We start from the raw sequence: 22749 nt of genomic DNA, 5'->3' as shown, positions 1-22749 counted from the left end.
CAACTTATACCCTTATCTTTGAAAAGAGATAAGAAAGTCTTATTATAAATATTTCTTTTCGTGCTACTTATGGACAGATTGATTCGATTCGGACATTTATTTTTTACCATTTTCACTTTGTTACTTTTTTTTGGCTGTAAAAAAGAATCTGGCCATCAGAAAAATAGCGCACAAAATTCATTTGTTTTTGTTGCAGCAGCGGCTAACCTCAGAGATGTTCTGGAAGAATTAAAAAAACTTTATATAACGGAAAATCCCGGTAAAAAAATAGAACTTACCTTCGGATCTTCAGGATTATTGACTCAGCAGATTGTCAATGGAGCACCCTTTGATCTCTTTCTCTCCGCAGATTCCTCTTTCATAGAGAAAATTAAAAACGAAAACAGGAATTTCGGTAAAGCCGAAATATATGCATTAGGAAAAGTAGCGATGTGGAGCTCGGCATTTGATCTTTCAGAAGGTTTGCAAACATCATTGAACCCCGAAATAAAAAAAATCGCAATTGCTGATCCTGAATTGGCTCCATATGGGAAAAATACCGTTCAGGCTTTGAAAAATACAGGAATCTATCCAAAGATCGAACACAAAATAGTCTGGGCGGAAAACATTGGTCAGGCTGCACAATTTGCCGCTACAGGGAATGCTGATCTCGCTTTTATAGCCCTTTCTACAGCTATGAGCAAAGAAATGAAAGCTAAAGGGAATTATTATCTCTTGTCGGAGAACGAAGCAGCTTCAATCCCACAAAGCGGCATCCTGCTGAAAGGAAAAAAACAGACAGAAGCCAAGCAGTTCTTTGATTTTATAAGAAACAGAAAAACAGCACAGATCTGGCAAAAATACGGATACCAAACTGAAATACGACACTAAATGCTAGATCAGGAATTTATCTACACATTATTCCTAACAGGAAAATTAGCATTGGTGACCACTTTGATACTGATCATCATAGGCATTCCTGTGGCATATTGGCTCACCTATTCCCGTTTCAAGCTGAAATTTGTTCTGGAAACTCTTATTTGTATGCCAATGGTACTGCCTCCTACCGTAATGGGATATTATCTTTTGGTGGCTTTCAGTCCGGAAAATGCGTTCGGGAAATATCTTCAGGAATGTTTCGATGTCCGGTTGGCTTTTTCGTTCAATGGAATTGTTGTGTCGAGTATTATTGCTAACCTTCCGTTTATGATCCAGCCTTTACAGAATGGATTTTCAGCGTTGCCTGATGAACTTAGACAAGCTTCCTACACGATGGGAAAATCAAAATTGGTTACCCTTTTCCGCGTGCTTATCCCCAATATAAAGACTTCCGTTATTACAGCTATTGCGCTCACTTTTGCGCATTGTATAGGGGAATTCGGGATTGTGATCATGGTGGGAGGAAATATTCCGAAGGAAACAAGAATTGCCTCAGTGGCTATTTACGATCAGGTTCAGGCACTTAATTTTGAAGCAGCCAATAAGTATGCATTTGTCCTTTTCATACTGTCTTTTTTAATCTTGCTTCTGATTTACAGTATTAACCGCAAAATTAACTTTACAACTTTCCGATGATTGAGATCCACCTAAAACATCAGATTTTTACCTCTTCGGGAAGTAAAATGTTAGAGGTTAATGAACAGCTGGAAACAGGTGGGATTATACACGTTTCAGGAGATTCGGGGATTGGAAAGACTGTGTTTTTTAAGATCATGGCAGGATTGCTTACACCGAATTTTGGGGTGATTAACATCAACAACGAAACGGTATTGGATACTGAAAACCGGATTTTTCTTCCTCCGCAAAAACGTAATACAGCATTGATGTTTCAGAATTATGCTTTGTTTCCGAATATGACGGTAAGACAGAATATTACTTTTGCACAGAAGGAAAAAAACACTGAAAAAATCGATCGTTTACTGGAAAAATTTAACCTTAAAAACTTTGAAAATGTTTTCCCATCAAAACTTTCAGGAGGGCAACAGCAGAGGATTGCATTGGCAAGAGCTTTGGTTCAGGATGCTGAGATCATTCTCCTTGATGAACCGCTTTCCGCAGTGGATCCTTTAATGAGAAAAATAATGATGACGGAGATCGTTGAACATCAAAATAATGGAGCGACGGTTTTTATGACCAATCATAGCGAAGAGGAACTCAGTGCTTTTCCGTGTAGAAAATTGATGATTAAATGAAAATAATGTAGTAATGAAAAACTTTAATTTCTGGCTGAAGCTTTGCCTGTTCAATTTCTTCATAGTATCGGTGGTCGGTGTTATGATGAGGTATAATCTCGCATTTTCACTTCCGGGATTTTCTCATAAATTCATGCAGGAATCGCATTCTCATTTTGCATTTTACGGATGGGTTTCGGCAGCGATTTATCTTTTTGTTACGAAATACCTGACTGAAAGTGATGCTGGAATTGCCGTTTCAAAGTATCAGTTTTTGCAGATTTTTAATCAGATCGGTTCATACGGAATGCTGATTACTTTTCTTTATGGAGGGTATTTCTGGCTTTCCATCGTGTTTTCTTCAGTAGCTTTATTTACCGGTTTTGCTTATTATCTATTTTTACTGATTGATCTTAGGAAAAATAAGAATCCTGAAACCATTTGGCTGAAGTCAGGAGCATTCTTTGCTACATTGTCGGCGATCGGAATTTTCGGGTTGGGATATTTTTCGGCAAGGAAAGACGAGTTCGATGTGCTGTTCAGAGCTTCTACCTATTTTTATCTTCATTTTCAGTATAACGGATTTTTCCTGTTTTCCTCCATAGGTTTGTTTTTGATCTCCCTGAAAAAATACGGCGTTCAAATTCAGGAAAAACTGAATAAAACCATTTTCCGCTTATTGGCTGTTGGATGCTTTTTCGGATATGGACTTTCCATTTTATGGATAGATATGCCGGAGCTCCTTCACATCTTTTTCGGTGTGATTTCTATCCTTCAGATTATAGGAGCAATTAAACTTTGGAGATGGTTCGAGCAAACCAAACTATTCAAAAAACAGCATGTCATACAAAAATGGCTTCTTGTGGTTGTAGGCTTTGCATTTTTAGGAAAATTCATTCTTCAGATCTTATCGGCAATTCCTGAACTGGGAATTTACGCTTTCAGCAATATCAATATCGTGATCGGGTATTTGCACTTGGTTTTACTGATGGGAGTGAGTCTTTTCCTGATCTGGAAAATGCTGCATCTGGAAAATATCAAGATCAACAAATTCCTTCAGACCAGTATTGTGATCATGATCTTCGGGATCATATGTAATGAGGTTATTTTGGGACTTTCGGGATTCTTTTCCATCGTTTACATTCCATTTTTAAGTGCAAAATACTGGCTGCTTTTTGCTTCGGTGGTCATTATGATCTCGATCGGGATGTTTATCAGAGCTTTAAGAATAAAGAATTACATCAATAAAGAATTTAAAAATATCAATCTAAACCAATTTAATAAATAATGAACAAAAAACCAGTACACAATTTTCATATTCCTGTAATGGGACTGGCTTATACCATAGACAGTCCGATCCGTGTTGCCCAGTTTGGAATTTCTTCCGTAGTGTCTATTATCGATGATGAGATCGTGGAAAGAATGAGAGATTTTTACAGTAAGAAATTCAATTTTGATTATTCTGCCATTTCCATAAAATCGGAAGATCACAGAGCGAGAAGAATCACGGCATATCTGGATATGATGGATGATATTGTTACGAAAAAATGTAAATATTTTAAAGAAGAAATTACCAAAAACACAGAAAGCTTAAAACAGTTTATCGGAATGTTGCCGAGTACTTCCGATTTCAAAAAAGGATTACAGAACATTCTCGATAAGAAAAACGATTTCGCAGCAGACATTAAAAAATTCATTGATGAAAACCTTTTTCCGGGCGAAATTGATGTCAACATCATGACCAAAGTAGATAAGGACAACTTCGTGAAGGATGTACAGCTTCCTACGATTTATAATGATGCCCATGCTTCTCTGCGTGGTTTTGCGAAGAGTAAACTGTCTTCATCTGTAGTGTTTTCAGCAGGGATGAATCCCAGATTATACAGCTATCTGGAGGAATTTGAACACTTTTTTCCTAATGAAAACGGAGAACTGAAAAAGAAGATCATCATCAAGGTAAGTGATTTCCGTTCAGCGATGATCCAGGGAAATTTTCTTGCAAAAAAAGGACTTTGGGTTTCGGAATACAGAATAGAATCCGGTTTGAATTGTGGTGGTCATGCTTTTGCTACGGACGGACTTTTGATGGGTCCAATCATGGAGGAATTCAAACAAAAAAAGAGTGAACTCCAGTTTTCGGCATATTCTTTATGGAGCGAAGCATTGAAACAAAAGGGTAAAACGGCTCCTTCCGAGCCTTTAGACATTAAAATTTCTGTACAAGGCGGTGTAGGAACTTCTGAAGAACACGAATTTCTTCTCTCAAATTATAATGCAGACAGTGTAGGATGGGGTTCTCCGTTTTTGTTGGTTCCGGAAGCTACTTCTCTCGATCAGGAAACAAGAGATCTTCTGGTGAAAGGAAAAGAAGAAGACTTCTATCTGAGCAACATATCACCATTGGGAGTTCCGTTCAATACAATCAAAGGAACAAGCAATGAGATCATCAAGGAAAAAAATATAGCAAAAAGTAAGTTCGGGAGTTCATGTCCTAAAAAACTTTTGGCTTTAAGCAAAGAATTTGATCCGAAAGGAACCTGTACCGCTTCAAAAAAATATCAGGATATCAAAATGGATGAGCTGGAAAATAACAGAGCAAATCTTACAGATAAACAATACGAAAAAAGCAGAAAAAATATCACCGATAAATCCTGCCTTTGTGTAGGTCTTGTCAATTCCGCTTATCTGGAACACGGATTGCCGATAAAAGGTGAGAAACAGGGAGTTGTTATTTGCCCGGGACCTAATCTTAGCTTTTTCGACAGAGAACTTTCACTTTCGGAAATGGTTCGCCATATTTACGGATACGAAAATGTTTTGCCGGACGAACGCCGTCCAAATGTCTTTATCAACGAATTGAAACTGTATGTGGATCATCTTAAAAACGAAATAGCCGATTTTTCTGAAGAGATCACCAAATCTCAGGTGAAAAAATGGGAGAGCTTCAAAGCTAATTTACTGAAAGGAATTGCTTATTATGAAGATCTTTTTGCCCATACAAACTATTTCAGATCAAAAGTAGACCGTATTTTTTCTGAACTGAAATCATACAGATCAAAAATTGATCAGATCCAGATTCCGCAGTTATAAGCTGTAGAATTTAAAATACTTCTGGCTCATTCATCAGCTTCATTACACTTCCAAGATCTTTCAGATCTTTGATCTTATATTGGAACATGATCATCACTTTTTCCTTTACAGCAACAGCAAGGTGATGAATGGGACAGGGATTTTCCCCATTACATAAGGATAACCCTAAAAGACATGAGGTAAGAACTTCCTTACCTTCAAAATTTTCATAGATGTCTTTGATTGTCAGATTCTCAAATTGTTCATCATCGAGATAAAAACCACCACCTTTTCCTTTTCCTGAAGAAATCAGTTTTTTTCTGGTCATATGCTGTAAAATTTTGGAAGTGAAAGGGGTAGGGGTGCCTATTTTTTCCGAAATATCTGCGATCCCAATCTTCCGCCTTTCAATGGCAAGTATAATACATGCTTTTATTGCATACTGACATGTATTCGAAAATATCAACATTTATTCTTATTAATGATTAAACTACTAACTTGGTTGTAAAAATACAAAAACCTCGCCGAAACCATAGATTTTAGGAGATTCATATTTGGTATAAAGTTGAAGTGAAGCTTAAAAAAATGAAAGCCACTAAAATTCTAATGACTTTCATCGATCAAGACAAATTATTTCAGTTTGAAATTAGGCGCAATTTTCAGAGCAAGCCACGTCCACGTTTGCAGATCTTTTGGTTCTGAAACATTTTTAAGGACTTTCATACTGTCACTTGCAAACATAAAGGAATGACCTAGGTTTACCGTGATCACTTTCCAGAATTTTTGGATGAGAACCAGATCCAGTTCGCTTCCTAAATAAGATGAATATTTTTTTTCCAGATTATTCTCACCCAGTTTTCCGTTTGTAGTGAAAATGTGCAGGTTACCCGTAATTATGGAGTTAGAATTAAACTTAAAAGTAGATTTAAGATAATAATCATTCAACCCGAAACCGTTAAAATGGCTTGTTCCAAAATAAAAATAATCCATAAACCCATTATGCAGGTGATTGGTTCCATACAAAGGGCTGAACGATCTGTTTTCTCCGGAATAAGTATCATAACTCCTACCGGAAAGCCATTCCGTCCCGGCAACAATATTAATCTTTGGATGAATCAGAAAATCTGAATTGATTGAAAACTGATAAGCAGACTTGGTCTGAGCGCTTGTGTTTTTACCCGTTTGATAATATGCTGAACCGAAAAAACCGATGTTTTCGAAATATTTTTTCGCATTGATTCCCATTGTCAACATATCATAATGGGTACCTGATGGATTTTGCAAAATATTATTCAGAGCGATGGCTGAGAATAGGAATTTGTTGTTTCCGGTAAATTGATAATGCAAAACCTGAAGTGATTTTGTGATTTCTCCACCCTCCGAAATGCTGTAAATCTCTTTTTCGGACAAATCATTGGTATCATTATCATCATTGTTGTAGGTGATTGCAGCTTCGATTTTAGAATTCGGACTTAGGGTATAAATACCTTTCAAAGTTTCAAAACTTCGTCCCTGCATCATCCAATCCAATGTCCCAAGTAAACGTTCGTTGTCGTAGGAAAGAATCTGTTTCCCTAGTTTCAAAGAAAATTGGCCTGAAAACTGATATTTTGCCCAGGCTTCATGAATGGTGAAGTTCTGATTTTTTCCTGTATTGGAAGCTGTTTCTCCCCATGTTCTTACATCCTGTGCACTGAGGTAAACTTCCAGGTTTTTATAATAATAATCTATTCCGACTCGAGCACGGGAAAGAACAGTTGTCTCTGCAGATTTCCCTTTTGGAATGAGGGTTCTTGCTCCATTATCCAGTTCTGCTCGTGTTCGCAGATCAATGTTCATTTTCAGACTATCCATTTGTGCATTGGCCAATCCGAAAGCGAGGCTTAAAATGCCTAAAGTAATTTTGTTCTTAAACATTTCATTAAGGTTCAGCGGTTATTTTATAAGTTTGATGACAAGCAACACAGTTGTTGAGAAGTTCATTCATTTTCACCTGAATTTCCTGTCTGTCGTATTTTTGCTTGGCCATTTTTGACATTACATCAAAAAGTTCATGGGTATGAAAGCCCATTTGTTTGAACTCATAGGGTAAAGATCTTACCAATCCCTGAGGAATGGTATTTATCTTACAGGCTCCGGATTGCTGACCAACACCGGCGACCATATTGGGATCGTTTTTAGCAATTCCGTCATTGATCTTTTGTACACTTTCCAAGAAACCCCGCATTTCTGCCATCACATATTCACGGTTTTCTTTGGTCATTTTTATCTCGGATCTGCTGTCTTTTTTAATGATCACTTTTTCGCCCTGATAAAAGAATTTATAGACCAGAACAACATTCAGAATGATGGATATCATCATCATCATCATCAGTAACATGAGGTTTTTTTTCATTTTTTTTAAGTTTTTATTATTAACAAGGTCTTTCACATCCCGATTTGGTATAGAAATGCCAGTTGACAGCTGTAGCCATTACGCAACCCACTACCAAAAACCAGAAAAAGAGCCTTGAATCACCTGTCATCATTCTGGATTGTGTGATCAAAACATTGAACACAAAAGGTCCGAAAGCGGCCACTGCTGCAGTCCAGCCTATAACTCCGGCTGCTTTTCTCGGAGAATCTGAGAAAATGACTGGGAATTGCTTGAACGTTGCTGCATTTCCAATTCCTGTGAAGAAAAAGATGGCTAAAACGATAAATAGGAAACCCTCGAACTGATCGGGAGAAGTAGGTGTTAAATATCCTCCGAGAATCAATCTGCAAATCAGGATGATCAATGCTATTCCGGTAACCTGTGTAAGTAATGCACCTCCGATCTTATCAGCAACTTTTCCAAAGATCACTCTGGATGCTGAACCAATAAGCGGTCCGTAAAATGCAAACTGTAGCGGATCAAGGTTTTTGTCTAAAGGAACATACAGGTTTTTGATCATCATAGGGAAGGATGCCGAAAATCCTGCAAAAATCCCGAAGGTCATGATATAGGTCATTGTACAGTACAGGGTATGTTTATCCTTGAAGATGTCCAATTGCTCTTTGAAAGATGCCTTTACCGGAATACTTTTTAATGAGAACCATGCCCAGATTCCAATGATAAATAGTGGAATAACATAGATGAACGCAATATTTTCCAAGTAGATGGTTTTACCTGTTTCCACAATGATCTCGCCACCTCCCATGAATGAAAAGATACTTAAACTGATCACAAGTGGTGAAAGCAACTGTACCAGGCTTACTCCAAAATTACCGATTCCAGCCTGAATACCGAGTGCGGTTCCGGCTTCTTTTTTCGGGAAAAATAAGGATGTTGAAGGCATAAAAGATGAAAAGTCTCCACCACCGATTCCCAACAAGAATCCAATCACCATAAAATAAGTAAAGGATGTCTCAGGATTCATAACGGCAAATCCAAGCATGACCACAGGAATGATCTTGATGAGTGAACTGACAGAAACTACCTTTCTGGTACCATAGATAGGAATTAGAAATGTATTGACAATTCTTAGAAGCCCTCCCGCTAATCCGGGCATTGCTCCCATCCAGAATAGCTGGTCATCTGTGAACTGAAAGCCAATGTGAGGAAGTTTGATAACGATGACGCTGTATAAAAACCAGGTCGCGAAAGATAAGGTGAGAGCCGCAGTTGTAATGGTCAATGTTTTCCATGCTGTTTTTTTGCCGCTGCGTTTCCAGAATTCTTCGTTGGAAGAGTCATAGTTGGTGAGCCAATGTGAATCATTCATCTTTTTAGTTGTTTATTTTTGGGTTTAATGTTAATCTTTGTTGCAATTGACATGTTCAATTCTATCCTTAATGTGTGGTGCTTCTTTATGTGTCATTTTTTTGATTATTGTATTCATCCAGAAAAGAGATATGGCTGAAACCAGGAACACGAAAATCCATGAGCTGGTCCATAATCCTGAAAAATCTAGGAGATAACCAAATAAGATAGGTCCAATGAAGCCTCCTAAACCACCGATAAGCCCTACCATTCCACCAACAACACCCACTTCATTCGGAAAGTATTCAGGGATATGTTTGTAGACGGCCGCTTTACCGATTCCCCACATAATGCCAATAAGAATGACAAGAATGGAGAAAACCCATATATGTGCTTCAAATTTGATGAGGGTAACGCCCTGTGCTAAAAGTTGTTTTTTCTGTACTTTTTCATTGTGTTTTACCAAAACTTCCTGCCATGAAAATGATTTGGGTAATACAGAGGTTTGCTGAGGTATTTCAGGTTTTGAACTGATGCTGAATTCCCCGTTATCAAGAATAATCTTATCTTTTTCAATGGTTTGAACTGTTCCTGTTTTTTTTGCAGTGATTCCTTTTCCCGGTGTCAAAATCTCCATTTTAGGAAGCATCAATAATCCGCTTAAGACCAGAGAAGAATAGAGTACCCAGTACATGACTTTTCTGGCCCCGAATTTATCTGAGAGATAGCCTCCAAATGCACGGATCACACCGCTCGGTAAACTGAATGCGGAAGTAAGAAGTCCTGCTAAAACCAATGTAGTTTGGTAAACACTTACATAATAAGGCAATAACCATTGCGAGAAAGCAACAAACAGGCCGAATACCAGAAAATAATACAGACCGAATCGCCAAACCCTGATTTTGCTTAAAGGATTAAGAAGCTGTTTTACTGATTTGTTCTGAACTGCTGCTTTTTTATTTTCAACAAAAAACAGGAATATAAATCCGATGATCGTTAACGTAATTCCGTAGATGATGGGAAGCATTCTCCATCCGTTTTCCGGATCATCAGCAGATAGATAATTGAGCAGAGTAGGAGCAAAAAATGTAGTAAGAGCAGCTCCTGCATTTCCCATTCCGAATATTCCCAATGCACGTCCCTGCCATTCTTTCGGGTACCAAGCAGAAGTGAAGGCAATACCTACGGCAAATGCTGTGCCCACCATTCCGAATAGGACACTTAATAACAAATAGATCCAATAAGAATCTGCAAAATATAATAAAAATAAAGGTATGCTGCAAAGTAAAAGTAAAGTTGAGAATACAGGTTTTCCTCCATATTTATCTGTTAAAATCCCTAAGGGAAGTCTCATGATAGAGCCTGAAAGAATAGGGATTCCCAAAAGCCAGCCTGTTTCTACCACAGACCAGTTGAAAATATTGTTGTCAACAAGATAAGTAACTAAAACACCGTTTAAAGTCCAACAGGCAAAACAGATCGTAAATGCCAAAGTATTCAGAAACAGAATTCTGTGGGCGGAAGATAAATTTGCGTTCATTGTTTCGGTTTTTTTTAATAATCTAGTTTACTTGCACAAAGATATTATAAATAAGACATTTTTGTCTTATTATAGATTTTTTTTCTATTTTTGTGTCATAAATCATGTTATTCTATACATAAAGCGATCAATGGAGTATATGATTCGAGGTTGTATTATCATCATTTCAAGTAATTAAAATATTCATTATGAGGAGTATTACGCGGATGGAAATTATCCTATATGTTCAGAAGCAGAAAAAAAGTACACATTTTTACTCAGCCTTATTCCGGCAGATCCCGGCACCTAACGTCCCCAATAGGAAGAATGTTTTATTTGGAGATCACTACAGACTTAGATTCATACAACATAATATCAATGAAGATGAATAAATACTACGCGGGCATCTTTCTTTTCATGGTTTTCATCTACGCATTCTACAATAGAGAAATTTATACTGAAAAGGCAGATTACGGTGATTTTAAGCTTTCAGAAAAAGCCTTGAACGGTGAGAGACTGTGGCTGGAAAATAATTGTAATGCTTGTCATCAACTGTATGGTCTGGGGGGATATTTAGGCCCTGATCTTACTAATGTTACGTCCAGGCCTGATAAAAGTGATGAATATCTAAAGGTAATGATGATCAGCGGGATCAAATCCATGCCCAAATTCGATTTTTCGCCTGATCAGCAGGACCAGATCCTACAATTTTTAAAAGAAGTTGATAGAACGGGGTATTATCCAACACAGAATGCTGTGATCAATTATGGCGGATGGGTAGACTATCCACAAAAAGTAAAAAATGAAAAATAACGCTTATCCTTTCTATTATATACTGATCGGGCTGCTGAGCCTGGTACTGTGTCTTTTTGTTGGTTTTTTATCTGGTGTACAGTATGCGGTTCCGGATTTTGCTAAAACCATATTTCCATTTACTGTTCTTCGGCCGTTACATACTCTTTTTGCCCTTTCATGGATCTTTATGACAGCTATTGGCGGGATCATGTGGTATATCCAGAATGATAAGACAAGCTCAGGGATTATGAAGTGGCAATTTTGGGTCTTTACATTTACGGGTATATTGATAGCGGCTTGTTATATATTCAAGAAATTTGAAGGAAAAGAATACCTTGAATTTCCTCATGGTTTCTATGTACCTATTCTTTTAGGATGGATCTTGTTCGGAATTTATTATTTTCGTGTGATGTGGCGTACTTTTTCCCGTTGGCCTGTATATTACTGGATGTGGGGAACGGGAATCGTATTGGTGATTTTTCATTTTACAGAAGCTCACCTCTGGATCCTGCCTTACTTCAGAGAACACTATACTCAAAACCTTACGATGCAGTGGAAAGCAGGCGGTGCCTATGTAGGGGCATGGAATATGTTGGTATACGGTACCTCTATGTATGTAATGGAAAGAAACAGTGGAAAGTCAGGTTACAGCCATTCAAAAACGGGATTCTTTTTTTTCTTCCTCGGTCTTATTAATGTGATGTTCAATTGGGCACATCACATTTATCCCGTTCCGAATGCAGAATGGATCCGTTATTTAGCATATATCATCAGTATGACGGAATGGATCATCCTGCTAAGAATCATCTATCTTTGGAAAAAAGATATTCCGGCACAAAGTAAGAAACAGTTTTCAGTCTCTTACCGTATGCTGATGCTATCAGAGTTATGGATCTTTCTGAACCTGTTTTTAGCATTGTTGATTTCCATTCCTGCCATTAATCTTTTTACACATGGAACACACATTACGGTGGCTCATTCTATGGGAACTATCATCGGGATTAATACCACTATTCTGTTGTCTTCTGTAAGTTTTATCCTGGAAATTGTAAAAGGAATGAGACCAAAAGTTAAAAAGACTATTTTTCTGGGAAGCCGGATCTTTAATGCTTCATTCTTAGGATTTTGGCTTATATTGCTGGTGATGGGAGTTAAACGTTCAAAATGGATTTACTTTTCAGAGCAGATCTCTTTTGGTATGTTTCAGGATTCTATGCAAGTTTTACATATTATATTTGGCTTATTTGGAACTGGCTTAATCATAGGGATTTGTATTATAATCTATCCAATGATCAACCACACCATTGCTATACTCGTTAGGTATAAGACGAAAACTGCACAACAAAGAAGACTAGATGCTTTTAACCACCTGGGCAATGAGTCAATAAGGAAGAGAGATTGAAAAGTTTTAATGATGGCTGCTTCAGACAAAATTTATAGGCGATTTTCGTTTTCTCGCAGATAGTATATTGCCTCTTTTACTGCTTGCACTGGATTTTTAGGATCAAAACCAAGTTCTGTCCGGGCTTTTGAAATATCAAAATTTTGCTGAAGTCCCGAAAACATGGCAATGTCTTTATTAGTAAGCAATGGTGTTTTTGATGTAATTTTGCTTACTATTTCCATTAGCCATGCAATTGCGAAAAGTATGGGTTTAGGAACAGCAGTGGGTAATTTAATGTTCAGTTCAGGCAAAAGTTCTTGAGCAATTTTGGTTGTTTCTTTAATCGACATACATTGTTCGTTTGCTAAAATGTAGCGTTCGCCGGCTCTGCCTTTTGTTGCTGCGAGGTAGCATCCTTCGGCAACGTCTTTTACATCAATCCAATTAAGAGTAATATTGGTTTCTATAGGGATTTGTTTTTTCAAAATCAGGTTAATGATATTGTAAGATACATTTAGCGGTGCAAATGATTCACTACCAATCATGGCAGACGGCAATACGGCAACCAATTCTATATTGTGTTTTTTGGCCAGGTCAAAGGCCATTTTTTCACCGTCGTTTTTTGAGTTATAATACATATCCCTGCGATCGGGATTGTAACCGTTGCTTTCTTTTGTCGGAAGTTTGGTGTAGTTCAACGCAGCAATAGAACTTACATAAACAATGCGTTTTACGCCAGCTTGTGCAGCAGCTTCTATCTGAAGGCGGGTTCCTTCTATATTGACATCATAGATTTCCTTTTTAGGGTCTTTGGCCCAAAGTTTAAAAGCAGCACCGACCGCATAAAATGTTTGTATACCTTGCAATGCAGTGGTCAGAGATTGCATGTTTGTTATATCGGCTTGTACCACCTCGCACTCCAGCCCTGCAAAGGGTGCCGTATTTTTGATGTTGCGGACAGCCGCACGCACGGGAACGCCTTTTTTTATCAGCAGTCTCACAAGGTTATTTCCCAGATGCCCATTTGCACCTGTTACTAAAGCCAAATTTTTCTGTACCATAATTTTTAATTGTTTAATATATGAGACAAAATTCGGCAAAGCTTTTCTAGGTATACTTCACAAATGTTACTTAATGTCAATTGTGATTAAAATTTTTAATGCTACAAATTTGTCATGTTTATCACTTAAGTTTATAAATGTGATTCCTTTCTTATTCGGCTTAGACTCTTAGGGTCCATGCCAAGAAATGAAGCGATATATTGTAATGGGACATTCTGTAAAATATGCGGATAATCTTTTATAAATTTCCGGTATCGTTCTTTACCACTTAATGTCGCCAGTTCTTTTGATCTATGATCATTATAGACAAGCGATTGCTGAAAAACCGAAATGCTGAAGTTTTTAAAAAGGGTACTCTTTTCGGTCAATATATCCAGATTATTTTTGCTAATTCTCAACAGCTTACATTCTGTAATACATTCCAAATTTTCATTGGATTTTGTCTGATTAATAAAATTAATGTATGAGGTGATAAATCCAGGTGGACAGTTGATATGAGTGGTTACTTCATCTCCATAATCATTGTAGTGAAAAAGTCGTAGGTATCCCGAAACTACAAAGTACAAATACTTTGGTATCATGCCTTCTTCTTCAATCACTCGGTTTTTAGGAAAGAGTGTGGGCTCAAAATATTGTAAACACCATTTTCTCTCAGATGGCGGTATAACCGGTGAGATTAGTTTGAGTAATTTTCATGCATTTTACAAAATTAGAGAATCATTTTTAGATATTATTTTTGGATGATGTTTTCATTCATCAAATTAGTGAATGTTGTTATTTCTTAGTCAAATCCAAATAATGGTATAAAGAAATTATTAAAGTATGATTATTTTCTATGCGGTTTTTCGTTAAATAAATGCGATGGTTTAATTATCCTAGGCCTAGCGTAAGCGATTTGTCCAGGAAAATATCCGCTCCTCCATAAAGCCTGTTTTGTGCCAGATACTGATTCACCAATTGTTTGTCTGTATTCAATATCATCTGCTCATAAAAAGAGAGACCTATCAAAGATTGGTTCTGTTGTTTCCACACGGGAAATTTTACGCCCGTCTGTAATCGAATGCGGTGAGTTACATCAGTATTCAGAAAGCGATGTTCCGCTCTTACACTAGTACTTAGCTTGAATTTGCCTAACACAAAATCATGTTTTAATTCTTCATAAATCCGATGTTCCGCACGCTTTTTTGAAATAGGAAATTCTCCGTAAGGATAAAGGATTATCCATTCGTAACCCGCAGCAATTTTCCAATGCCTGTTAAACTCATAGTCGGCTCCTATTTTTAGTTTTGATTGTTGCCAGTTTCTAACGAAATCATTCCTATTCCACGAATACATTGTCTGCACGTTAATGCGGGGCAGTATCTTATACGTTCCTGTGTAATACCACCACGAATTAAACTCATTGACTGTTTGTGCGCAGACAGGCAAAGAGGATAAAAATAATAATAGAGTGAACGTTCTCAAAAAAGGGATAGCAATAGCGTGCAATAATGAGATTTTTGAAATCATTTTCTATTTACTTTTTATTTAACTTATATTTATGGACAAGACTTTTCAGGATTAACGGTATCAGAAGGAAAGCAACAAAAAGAAAGGTTATCTGAAGTCCGAAAAACATTCTTTCGGATTGACTCGCTGCTTCGGGTGCGGATTCTGTAGCCTTCATAAATAATGTGCCCATTAGCGAGGCTCCTGTAATAAGCCCGATATTACGGGATAAATTCAGAATACCAGAAACAGCACCTGTCTGCTTTTCACCTACTGTTGACATTATAGAAGTATTATTGGCTGCCTGAAACAGTTGATATCCCGGAGTTAGCAGGATGATTCCGATAACATATCCTACCCATCCAAAAATACCGGGCAGTAAGGCTAAACATAGTGTCCCGGCAAGCAATATAATCAAGCTTGTATTCATAGTAAGCTCAGTACCAATATTATCTACGATCTTCCCTGAAGGAATGCCAGTGAAAATGGAAATCATCGGGCCTATGGACATTATTCCACCTACCACGTCATTACTGAACCCTAAACCTGACGCAAGGAAAAAAGGACCGACAATCAGCGTAGTCATCATCAAGCATGAAACAATTAAATTTCTCAGTAATGAACTTATCAGGAGTTTATTTTTAGTGATACTGACATCTATCAGGCGATGTGTTCTGCGCTTCTGTACCAAGAAAAAAAGCATTCCCAAAAGAAGTGAAACCAGAAATAACAGAAGTGTGTATATATTGAAACTTTCTTTACTGATGGTCATTGCTAATGCATAGGTTCCTACCGTAAACGAGAGCAGTAGCATATCGGCAAAATGTATTTGTCCAGATCTGTATATAGGCTCTTCTTTTGTGAGAAAACGTTTTGCCAGAAAAAAAAACTGTTATTCCCAAAAAAGTAAGCAGTAGAAAAATAGACGGCCATCCAAAATGGGATAACAGTAATCCTCCTGCTGAAGGTCCTATTGCAGTTCCGATGGCAGACATTGTACCCAGAATCCCCATAGCAGTTCCAGTTCTCTCCTTTGCTATATTCCTTTTAACCATTGCCATACTTACCGTCAACAATATAGCAGCTCCTACTCCCTGAATTGCCCTCATAACAATTAATAACCAAATATTAGACACATACGCCGACGCTAATGAAGAAAGCGTAAATACAACGATTCCGAAAAGTAACGTTTTTTCATGACCATGTTGATCTGCCAACTTGCCTGCAATGGCAACAAATGCAGTAATAGTAAGCAGGTAAGCAATAACAACCCATTGAATGGCCTGGAAGCTCGCCGCAAAAAAAGCAGTTAATGAAGGAAGTGCAATATTAACAATGCTGGTTCCCAAGGAGGCTAGCAATATGCATAGTGAAATTGTCGTTAACAATCCTTTATCAGTGTATTTCATATTCGGTATTTTTTATGTTTTTTGAGTTTTTGGACAATTAGCTATCATTCTTGCTGTACCGTATAATCCGATACAATACACAATATGAAACAAGGCTACTTTCAGGAGAATAATAGGCTGTCCGGTATATTCGGAAAATGCCACACCAAAATTTAGTATCGGCTGGATGATGAAAATACTGAACATGAATGTAGTCAGGCCTGTGATTAATGCGGTAGCAAAAGTAGGGCGATGCAGCCACTTCTGTCCATATAGCGCAATGGGTACAAAGGCGAATAGCATTCCAAGACAGTAATGCGCCGTCCAACCGAGATATAATGCTTTCCCCTCAAGTTCTTTTTGCGAGGATAGGCTTAAATGAGAAATTATCCATTGGCCTACAAGCAACAGTCCGTGAGAATGTACTCCAAAAACCTTTAGAATGATAGTCCAAATATCCGTTGAGAATGTTCCGACAATTCCCGTAAGTAGTATTTTTCGTATTATTTTCATACACCTTGCATGTTACAGCTGCAAAGGTATTATAGAGCTTTACCCAGATAATAGGACAAAAATGAAGTTGAATGGGACTTATTTAAAATTGTTTCTGAACGCTTCTGGAGAATAGCCTGTATGTTTTTTAAAGAAACGGATAAAATAAGAGACATCTTCATATCCAAGATGCCATGAGATTTGGTTAATCTGATTGGTCGTGGCCAAAAGATAGCGTTTTGCTTCAAGCAAGATATGATCGTTAATGAGCTTTGAACATGTTTTGCCTAAAGTTGCTCTTGTGATGGAATTTAATTGGTAGGTAGTCATATTCATTTGATCAGCATACCAAAAAATCTGTTTATGATCAGAGATGTTATCGGCTATCAACTCCTTAAATTCTTCTAAGCGTTTTAACTGATAAGATTTTTTTTCATCAGTTTGAGTTGTAATAAGATTATGTTTTTGTCTTAATAATTCTACAAAAAGCAATTGAAGATTTACTTGTATGGCATATTCATATCTATATTTTTTATCAGATATTTCTTTTTTTATTGTTGCCATTAAAGACAATATTTTTTCAAAAGATTCAGGGGCAGCTGAATAGTAGCTATTCTGACTGATTTCCTTCAGTATCTGATTTGTTGTGATATCATAATTCAGGTAAAATTCATCCGTAAACTGTAAAAGATAGCCTTTGCTATTTGAGCTAAGCATAAGTTCATGAACTTGCCCCGGATGTATCAGGTAAATACATCGATCAACCAACGGATAAGAAATAAAATCAATAATGTGCTCGCCGGTACCGTTTTCTATAATGAGCAGGAAATAGAAACTGTGCCTGTGTAGTTCCTGCACCATATCTTTGCCAGCTAAAAGTTCACGCAAATTCCAGATAATAAATTCTCCCGAAGTACCAGGCTCTTTTATCCTTGAATGAATATTTCTAACAGGTATTATTTGCATTATAGTAATAATATTCAGTATCTGTCTACAAAATTAATTAATATTTCGTTCCATTATACTATCTAATCATTCGTTGATTGCGATTAAATCATTTTGGATATAATGTTTTTCCAAATTGATCTTCTCCCCAAGAAAACATCTGTATTTATTATCATATCATTGATACGGATATCCTTTTCCGATCCGCATGTAGAAAATATTTCAAAAGAGAATCACAATGAGCCAGTTGGTAGCCGTTTAAAAATGAGTAGTTCCGTCTGAATAAAGACTTAGCCATTGTGATATAGTTGTCTGTAAAAAAATAACCATCAGAGAATATTTGCTTTTTAAATTGAACTTCTCATCTTATAGTCTAAAAGCCCGCCCTTGTCAGGGAGTAGATCTTCGTTTAATTTCAAAAGTATGTCAGGTGATTCAACAATAATGCCTGATATTTGCGTATACTTAAAATTTTGAGTAGTTAATTCTAGATTTTTGTTCGTAGCAAAGTGTATAAACTCAAGAATTATTTTTTCATTGTCTTTTAATGCTTTTTCTGCCTCTCTTTCAAGTTGTTTAATATAATTTTCTCTAAAATCAGACATTTCACTCATAGTCGGTAGTCATTACTATTAAATAATTTGTAAGTTACAATCCTGTGGGTTAAGGTTTCTTATCAATCGATATTTTTTTTCATTACTATGAAAAAGTAGTGATTTTATATGATTTCTCTTGTTCAATTTTACATCACCAGCAATCATAAAAATCACAGTTATGAATATCGAAAGAACAGAATTTATAGCCTGGATGGAAAGAATCATGGAAAGATTTGACCTACTGAAAGAACAGATGATTAAGAACCAATCCAGATTTATAGAAGTAGACGGAGAGCAGCTTCTGGATAACCAGGATGTTTTACAGCTTTTAAAAATAAGTTCCCGATCATTACAGCGGTACCGGACTGATAAAAAGCTGCCTTACTATACTATCAGCGGAAAGCTGTATTATAAGCTTTCTGATGTCCATCAATTGATCCGGGAGTGTTTAAACTCTTGATAGTAGCAAGACATCCACCGCCAAATCATTCATCACCATTCCAATCTTTACGAGTCACTTAATTAAGCCTATACCTTCGTTCCATTAAATAAAATACAATGGAAGATGAATTGATAAATTCACAGGAATCTGGTGGACTCAAACCATCAACAGACACTTTGATAGTGCTGAACATTCATACCAACCAGGTTGAAATGGTTAAAGGAATTGATCAGGATGGGAATCTGCAAAAGGTTCCTCCACAAGAAAAAAAGGATAATGAGCAGTTGATCAGGGTTGATAAACACGGCGATCTATTCTCCAATTTCTTTTCCAACTTTTACCGGCAGCTTAAAAACCCCACGCATTTCAACTTTTTCAAGGTTTCAGAATATGATGCTGTCAATACCGCCAAGGATCTTCAGAAGTATGTTGATCAGGCATCCCCCGAAGAAAAAGAAAAGCTGAAAGACTACGAAGTTTTACCTCAACACAATAATAATCCCAAAAATCAAAATACAATGGACAACAACACAGACAATCAGGAATATCGTTTTCAGCTTGAACAGATCGACTGGAAAACGATGGAGAAATTCGGCCTTAATCAGGAGAAGCTTGAAAAGATGAACGCTATGGATTCATTACTCAGAGGTTTTAAAACCAATACATTAATTCCCATCACCATTAATCTGGGAACGGCAGTGAGCAAGATGGATGTCAGGCTTTCCCTTCAGACAGGAGATACAGGACAGGTTGCCATTCATCTGCATGGAATCCGAAAAGAGCCCAGTCTCAATAATAAATTCTTAGGTCATCAGTTCAGTGATGAAGACAAAAAGAACCTTAGAGAAACCGGGAATATGGGCAGGGTAGTGGATCTGGTCAATCCTAAAACCGATGAAATTATTCCATCAATCATCAGCCGTGACCGGCTCACCAATGAACTAGTAGCCTATAGAGCGGAGTATATGAAAATCCCTGATGAAATCAAAGGAATACAACTCTATGAACATCAGAAACAAATCCTGTTGGAAGGAGGACCATTATATCTTGAAGGGATGACCTCTAAAAAAGGTGAACTTTTCGATGCCACTGTACAATTCAATGCAGATAAGCGGTATGTAGAATTTCTGTTCAACAATAATCAGTCACCCCAACAAAACCAACAACACAATCAACAGCAAAGTCAACATATGGATCAAGAAGCTCCCAGAGTATTCAGAGGAAAAGAACTTGACGATTCACAGTATGAAAATTCAAAGCCGGACAAACCATTTATATCGATGGCCTCCAGGATGCTAAAGGTAAAGCCTATCAAGGCTATATTACTTTCAACAAAGAAACTTCCAAAACTGATTTCTCCTTCAATCATCCCAATAAGCTCAAAGAAGGGGCAAAACCTACAGAAGATCATAAAACTCAAACTACGGTTAACACCCAAGGTAAAACCAATGAAGCTACTAAAAATGTGAAGGAGCCTTTAGAATCAAAACAGCAACAGCCTGCCAATAAACAACAGGAAGATCAGCAAAAAAAGGTTAGAAATCCAAGAAGACAAAAATTATAATCAACATTTAAATCCATCATATGAAAGCAATCATTGCAGAAAAACCGAGTGTTGCAAGGGAAATTGCACAGTTGTTAGGCGTTCATGAAAAAAAAGAGGGTTATTTATCCGGTAACGGCTATTGTGTCACCTGGGCATTAGGACATCTAATCGCGTTAGGAATGCCTGAAAATTATGGTATAAGAGGCTTTAACAAAGCCTCTTTGCCTATCTTTCCAAACCCTTTTATTCTAACTCCCAAAAAACTAAAGACAGCAAAAGGCTATGAGCCTGATCCTTCGGCTTTAAAACAACTCAACACCATAAAACAAGTCATCAATCAATGCAGCAGTATTATTGTGGCTACAGATGCTGGAAGGGAAGGAGAGTTGATCTTCCGCTATATCTATCACTACATACAATGCAACAAACCCTTTGAAAGACTCTGGATCAGTTCCCTTACCGAAAAAGCAATACAGGACGGTTTTAAAAACCTCCAGCCTGGCGAAGCCTTTGACGGTTTGTATCAGGCAGCTAAAGCCAGAAGTGAAGCGGACTGGCTGGTTGGAATCAATGCTACTCAGGCATTAACCATTGCAGGAAACCAAGATGTTTATTCATTAGGCAGAGTACAAACACCAACTCTTGCTTTAATCTGTCAAAGATTCCTACAAAATCAGAACTTCACCAAGCAAAAGTACTTTCAAATCCAGCTGAATCACAGAAAAGAATATACAGACTTTATCAGTCTTTCATTATTGCAGTGGGAAGAAAAGAAGCAGACAGAACAAATCCAAAAATCCATAGAACGGGAGGGAAGAGCTGTTGTAGAAGATGTATCCATTACAACAGTGAAGGAACAATCTCCTTTACTTTTTGATCTCACAGAATTACAGAAAGAAGCCAACAGAAAGCTTGGCCTTTCTGCCGATGAAGTTTTAAAAGTTGCCCAAAGTTTGTATGAAAAGAAATTCATTACCTATCCCAGAACCGGCAGCAAGTATATTCCTGAAGATTTATGGGCGGAGATTCCTGAACTTGTCAGAATCCTCAATACAAACGATCAATTTAAATCAGCCATATCTACTTTAAAATTCGGAAACTTCAACAAGAGAATCGTTAATGATGTAAAAGTAACGGATCATCATGGTTTACTCATCACTACGAAAGTTCCATCCGCACTTACTGCAACTGAAAAAGCCATTTATGAGATGATTGCTTACCGTTTATTGGAGTCATTATCCCATGCCTGTACAAAACAAGTAAGCCAAATTATGATAAAAGTACATCATTATGAATTCCAGATCAAAGGATCAAAAATACTGGAGAAAGGCTGGCGTGCCATCAAAGGGATTCTATCTGATAATGAAATTCTCAATGATGCAGAAGCTCTTACAGAACTTCCAGAATTCAAAATTGGCGATGAACTGAAGATTTCAAAAACCGAGTTATTGAAAAAAACCACACAACCACCTAAACTTTATACAGAAGCTGATCTTTTATCAGCCATGGAAAACGCAGGAAGTTCGATTGAAAACAAAGAAGAAAAGCAGGCACTATCTACTATCGGTATCGGAACCCCAGCCACCCGAGCTTCTATTATTGAAACCCTGCTCAGCAGAAATTATATCATAAGGAAAAGCAAAACCCTGCATCCTACAGATAAAGGTTTACAGACTTATAACCTTGTTAAAGACAAAAAAATAGTCAATGTCCAAATAACTGCGGAATGGGAAATAGCACTGGATAGAATTGAAAAAGGTGAACTCAACAAAGACCAGTTCATGAACGACATCCAACACTACACAGCAGAAATCACCAGTGAACTTTTATCACTCCATATTCCCCAAGAAAACATCCCACAAATAAAATGCCCCAAATGCCAACAACATCATCTTATTATCAAGGATAAAATTGTCAAATGCCCGGATGAACAATGCAGTTGGATTCTCTTTAGAACTATATGTGGAATACAGCTTAGTATTAAAGATCTTACTTTATTATTAACTCAAAACAAAACATCATTAATCAAAAACATGAAGAGTAAAAACGGTAAAAAGTTTGATGCTTTTATCATTCTAAAAAATGATTTCAGTACATCATTTGAATTTGGAAGTAGAAATTAATTTCCAAAAATTAATATAATAAAGAAG

22 protein-coding genes and 1 pseudogene are annotated in these 22749 nt (G+C 37.1%); 10 read left to right on the top strand and 13 right to left on the bottom strand.

Features of this window, described 5'->3' with window-relative positions; all coding sequences use genetic code 11:
• Positions 1-117: 117 nt before the first annotated feature.
• Genes modA through LIV57_RS09905 form a run of 5 tightly spaced genes read left to right on the top strand, consistent with a single transcriptional unit; the run spans position 118 to position 5240 of the window.
• Positions 118-870, top strand: a complete 753-nt coding sequence (gene modA / locus LIV57_RS09925) for a molybdate ABC transporter substrate-binding protein (protein ID WP_227942455.1) — start codon at positions 118-120, stop codon at positions 868-870.
• Positions 871-1554 carry a molybdate ABC transporter permease subunit gene (modB, locus tag LIV57_RS09920; RefSeq protein ID WP_042721886.1) on the top strand — a complete coding sequence of 228 codons (684 nt, stop codon included), beginning with the start codon at positions 871-873 and terminating at the stop codon, positions 1552-1554. It begins immediately after the preceding gene.
• Complete coding sequence (locus tag LIV57_RS09915; RefSeq protein ID WP_042721887.1) at positions 1551-2171, top strand: ATP-binding cassette domain-containing protein; 621 nt, start codon at positions 1551-1553, stop codon at positions 2169-2171. Before modB ends, LIV57_RS09915 begins: the two co-directional genes overlap by 4 nt.
• Before the next feature lie 13 nt (positions 2172-2184).
• A complete protein-coding gene (locus LIV57_RS09910; RefSeq protein WP_042721888.1) occupies positions 2185-3438 on the top strand; it encodes a hypothetical protein in 1254 nt (417 codons plus the stop codon).
• Positions 3438-5240, top strand: a complete 1803-nt coding sequence (locus LIV57_RS09905; protein WP_123277907.1) for a hypothetical protein — start codon at positions 3438-3440, stop codon at positions 5238-5240. The genes LIV57_RS09910 and LIV57_RS09905 overlap by 1 nt, the downstream gene beginning before the upstream one ends.
• Before the next feature lie 10 nt (positions 5241-5250).
• On the opposite strand, the gene LIV57_RS09900 is transcribed toward LIV57_RS09905, so the two are convergent.
• The 5 genes from LIV57_RS09900 to LIV57_RS09880 form a co-directional block, all read right to left on the bottom strand.
• Positions 5251-5688, bottom strand: a complete 438-nt coding sequence (locus tag LIV57_RS09900; protein WP_227942454.1) for an RrF2 family transcriptional regulator — start codon at positions 5686-5688, stop codon at positions 5251-5253.
• 161 nt (positions 5689-5849) lie between these two features.
• On the bottom strand, positions 5850-7136 hold the full coding sequence (locus LIV57_RS09895) for an alginate export family protein (protein WP_042721890.1): 1287 nt from the start codon (positions 7134-7136) through the stop codon (positions 5850-5852).
• Between the two features lie 4 nt (positions 7137-7140).
• Entirely contained in the window at positions 7141-7614 is a 474-nt protein-coding gene (locus tag LIV57_RS09890; RefSeq protein ID WP_227942453.1) for a hypothetical protein, read from the bottom strand.
• A gap of 19 nt (positions 7615-7633) precedes the next feature.
• A complete protein-coding gene (locus LIV57_RS09885; RefSeq protein ID WP_123263096.1) occupies positions 7634-8965 on the bottom strand; it encodes an MFS transporter in 1332 nt (443 codons plus the stop codon).
• A gap of 30 nt (positions 8966-8995) precedes the next feature.
• Positions 8996-10483, bottom strand: coding sequence for an MFS transporter (locus tag LIV57_RS09880; RefSeq protein WP_227942452.1), 1488 nt, complete (start codon positions 10481-10483; stop codon positions 8996-8998).
• Positions 10484-10846: 363 nt separating this feature from the next.
• On the opposite strand from LIV57_RS09880, the gene LIV57_RS09875 reads away from it, so the two are divergent.
• Positions 10847-11275 carry a c-type cytochrome gene (locus LIV57_RS09875; protein ID WP_166668339.1) on the top strand — a complete coding sequence of 143 codons (429 nt, stop codon included), beginning with the start codon at positions 10847-10849 and terminating at the stop codon, positions 11273-11275.
• Positions 11265-12659, top strand: a complete 1395-nt coding sequence (locus tag LIV57_RS09870; RefSeq protein ID WP_227942451.1) for a cbb3-type cytochrome c oxidase subunit I — start codon at positions 11265-11267, stop codon at positions 12657-12659. The genes LIV57_RS09875 and LIV57_RS09870 overlap by 11 nt, the downstream gene beginning before the upstream one ends.
• Positions 12660-12691: 32 nt before the next feature.
• Here the strand turns inward: LIV57_RS09870 and LIV57_RS09865 are convergent, their stop codons facing one another.
• From LIV57_RS09865 to LIV57_RS09830, 8 genes are all read right to left on the bottom strand, one after another.
• Complete coding sequence (locus LIV57_RS09865) at positions 12692-13702, bottom strand: NAD-dependent epimerase/dehydratase family protein (protein WP_120231255.1); 1011 nt, start codon at positions 13700-13702, stop codon at positions 12692-12694.
• A 131-nt stretch (positions 13703-13833) separates the two neighbouring features.
• On the bottom strand, positions 13834-14367 hold the full coding sequence (locus LIV57_RS09860; RefSeq protein WP_317259038.1) for a Crp/Fnr family transcriptional regulator: 534 nt from the start codon (positions 14365-14367) through the stop codon (positions 13834-13836).
• A 205-nt stretch (positions 14368-14572) separates the two neighbouring features.
• The gene (locus tag LIV57_RS09855; RefSeq protein WP_227942449.1) at positions 14573-15211 is read right to left on the bottom strand and encodes a DUF2490 domain-containing protein; all 639 of its coding nucleotides are present in this window, start codon (positions 15209-15211) and stop codon (positions 14573-14575) included.
• 7 nt (positions 15212-15218) lie between these two features.
• A complete protein-coding gene (locus LIV57_RS09850; RefSeq protein WP_227942448.1) occupies positions 15219-16004 on the bottom strand; it encodes an MFS transporter in 786 nt (261 codons plus the stop codon).
• Positions 15949-16599, bottom strand: a complete 651-nt coding sequence (locus LIV57_RS09845) for an MFS transporter (protein WP_227942447.1) — start codon at positions 16597-16599, stop codon at positions 15949-15951. Before LIV57_RS09845 ends, LIV57_RS09850 begins: the two co-directional genes overlap by 56 nt.
• Positions 16600-16611: 12 nt before the next feature.
• Positions 16612-17091 carry a DUF2938 family protein gene (locus LIV57_RS09840; RefSeq protein ID WP_227942446.1) on the bottom strand — a complete coding sequence of 160 codons (480 nt, stop codon included), beginning with the start codon at positions 17089-17091 and terminating at the stop codon, positions 16612-16614.
• A 78-nt stretch (positions 17092-17169) separates the two neighbouring features.
• A complete protein-coding gene (locus tag LIV57_RS09835) occupies positions 17170-18036 on the bottom strand; it encodes an AraC family transcriptional regulator (protein WP_123263103.1) in 867 nt (288 codons plus the stop codon).
• 326 nt (positions 18037-18362) lie between these two features.
• Complete coding sequence (locus LIV57_RS09830; RefSeq protein ID WP_123277902.1) at positions 18363-18629, bottom strand: hypothetical protein; 267 nt, start codon at positions 18627-18629, stop codon at positions 18363-18365.
• Between the two features lie 160 nt (positions 18630-18789).
• Here LIV57_RS09830 and LIV57_RS09825 point away from each other — a divergent pair, with 160 nt between their 5' ends.
• The 3 genes and pseudogenes from LIV57_RS09825 (at position 18790) to LIV57_RS09815 (ending at position 22722) form a co-directional block, all read left to right on the top strand.
• Positions 18790-19071 (top strand): helix-turn-helix domain-containing protein, encoded by a 282-nt coding sequence (locus LIV57_RS09825; protein WP_073174892.1) that lies wholly within the window; start codon positions 18790-18792, stop codon positions 19069-19071.
• A 98-nt stretch (positions 19072-19169) separates the two neighbouring features.
• Positions 19170-20617: pseudogene (locus LIV57_RS09820) on the top strand (DUF3945 domain-containing protein).
• 20 nt (positions 20618-20637) lie between these two features.
• On the top strand, positions 20638-22722 hold the full coding sequence (locus LIV57_RS09815; RefSeq protein WP_227942445.1) for a type IA DNA topoisomerase: 2085 nt from the start codon (positions 20638-20640) through the stop codon (positions 22720-22722).
• Positions 22723-22749 lie beyond the last annotated feature (27 nt).

Origin of the sequence: Chryseobacterium sp. X308, from assembly GCF_020733145.1 — a bacterium.
GTDB classification, from domain to species: domain Bacteria; phylum Bacteroidota; class Bacteroidia; order Flavobacteriales; family Weeksellaceae; genus Chryseobacterium; species Chryseobacterium cupriresistens.
The sequence above is the reverse complement of the archived record's forward strand: the minus strand, read 5'-3'. Positions and strand labels throughout refer to the sequence as shown.

Excerpts from the sequence above, each read along its gene's own strand:
- LIV57_RS09835 (WP_123263103.1), bottom strand. The coding sequence starts at position 18,036 with ATGCAAATAATACCTGTTAGAAATATTCATTCAAGGATAAAAGAGCCT.
- LIV57_RS09890 (WP_227942453.1), bottom strand. The coding sequence starts at position 7,614 with ATGAAAAAAAACCTCATGTTACTGATGATGATGATGATGATATCCATC.
- LIV57_RS09815 (WP_227942445.1), top strand. The coding sequence starts at position 20,638 with ATGAAAGCAATCATTGCAGAAAAACCGAGTGTTGCAAGGGAAATTGCA.
- LIV57_RS09875 (WP_166668339.1), top strand. The coding sequence starts at position 10,847 with ATGAATAAATACTACGCGGGCATCTTTCTTTTCATGGTTTTCATCTAC.
- LIV57_RS09830 (WP_123277902.1), bottom strand. The coding sequence starts at position 18,629 with ATGAGTGAAATGTCTGATTTTAGAGAAAATTATATTAAACAACTTGAA.
- LIV57_RS09880 (WP_227942452.1), bottom strand. The coding sequence starts at position 10,483 with ATGAACGCAAATTTATCTTCCGCCCACAGAATTCTGTTTCTGAATACT.
- LIV57_RS09900 (WP_227942454.1), bottom strand. The coding sequence starts at position 5,688 with ATGTTGATATTTTCGAATACATGTCAGTATGCAATAAAAGCATGTATT.
- LIV57_RS09870 (WP_227942451.1), top strand. The coding sequence starts at position 11,265 with ATGAAAAATAACGCTTATCCTTTCTATTATATACTGATCGGGCTGCTG.
- LIV57_RS09905 (WP_123277907.1), top strand. The coding sequence starts at position 3,438 with ATGAACAAAAAACCAGTACACAATTTTCATATTCCTGTAATGGGACTG.
- LIV57_RS09855 (WP_227942449.1), bottom strand. The coding sequence starts at position 15,211 with ATGATTTCAAAAATCTCATTATTGCACGCTATTGCTATCCCTTTTTTG.
- modB (WP_042721886.1), top strand. The coding sequence starts at position 871 with ATGCTAGATCAGGAATTTATCTACACATTATTCCTAACAGGAAAATTA.
- LIV57_RS09850 (WP_227942448.1), bottom strand. The coding sequence starts at position 16,004 with ATGCTACTGCTCTCGTTTACGGTAGGAACCTATGCATTAGCAATGACC.
- LIV57_RS09840 (WP_227942446.1), bottom strand. The coding sequence starts at position 17,091 with ATGAAAATAATACGAAAAATACTACTTACGGGAATTGTCGGAACATTC.
- LIV57_RS09865 (WP_120231255.1), bottom strand. The coding sequence starts at position 13,702 with ATGGTACAGAAAAATTTGGCTTTAGTAACAGGTGCAAATGGGCATCTG.
- LIV57_RS09845 (WP_227942447.1), bottom strand. The coding sequence starts at position 16,599 with ATGAAATACACTGATAAAGGATTGTTAACGACAATTTCACTATGCATA.
- LIV57_RS09910 (WP_042721888.1), top strand. The coding sequence starts at position 2,185 with ATGAAAAACTTTAATTTCTGGCTGAAGCTTTGCCTGTTCAATTTCTTC.
- LIV57_RS09825 (WP_073174892.1), top strand. The coding sequence starts at position 18,790 with ATGAATATCGAAAGAACAGAATTTATAGCCTGGATGGAAAGAATCATG.
- LIV57_RS09915 (WP_042721887.1), top strand. The coding sequence starts at position 1,551 with ATGATTGAGATCCACCTAAAACATCAGATTTTTACCTCTTCGGGAAGT.
- LIV57_RS09895 (WP_042721890.1), bottom strand. The coding sequence starts at position 7,136 with ATGTTTAAGAACAAAATTACTTTAGGCATTTTAAGCCTCGCTTTCGGA.
- LIV57_RS09885 (WP_123263096.1), bottom strand. The coding sequence starts at position 8,965 with ATGAATGATTCACATTGGCTCACCAACTATGACTCTTCCAACGAAGAA.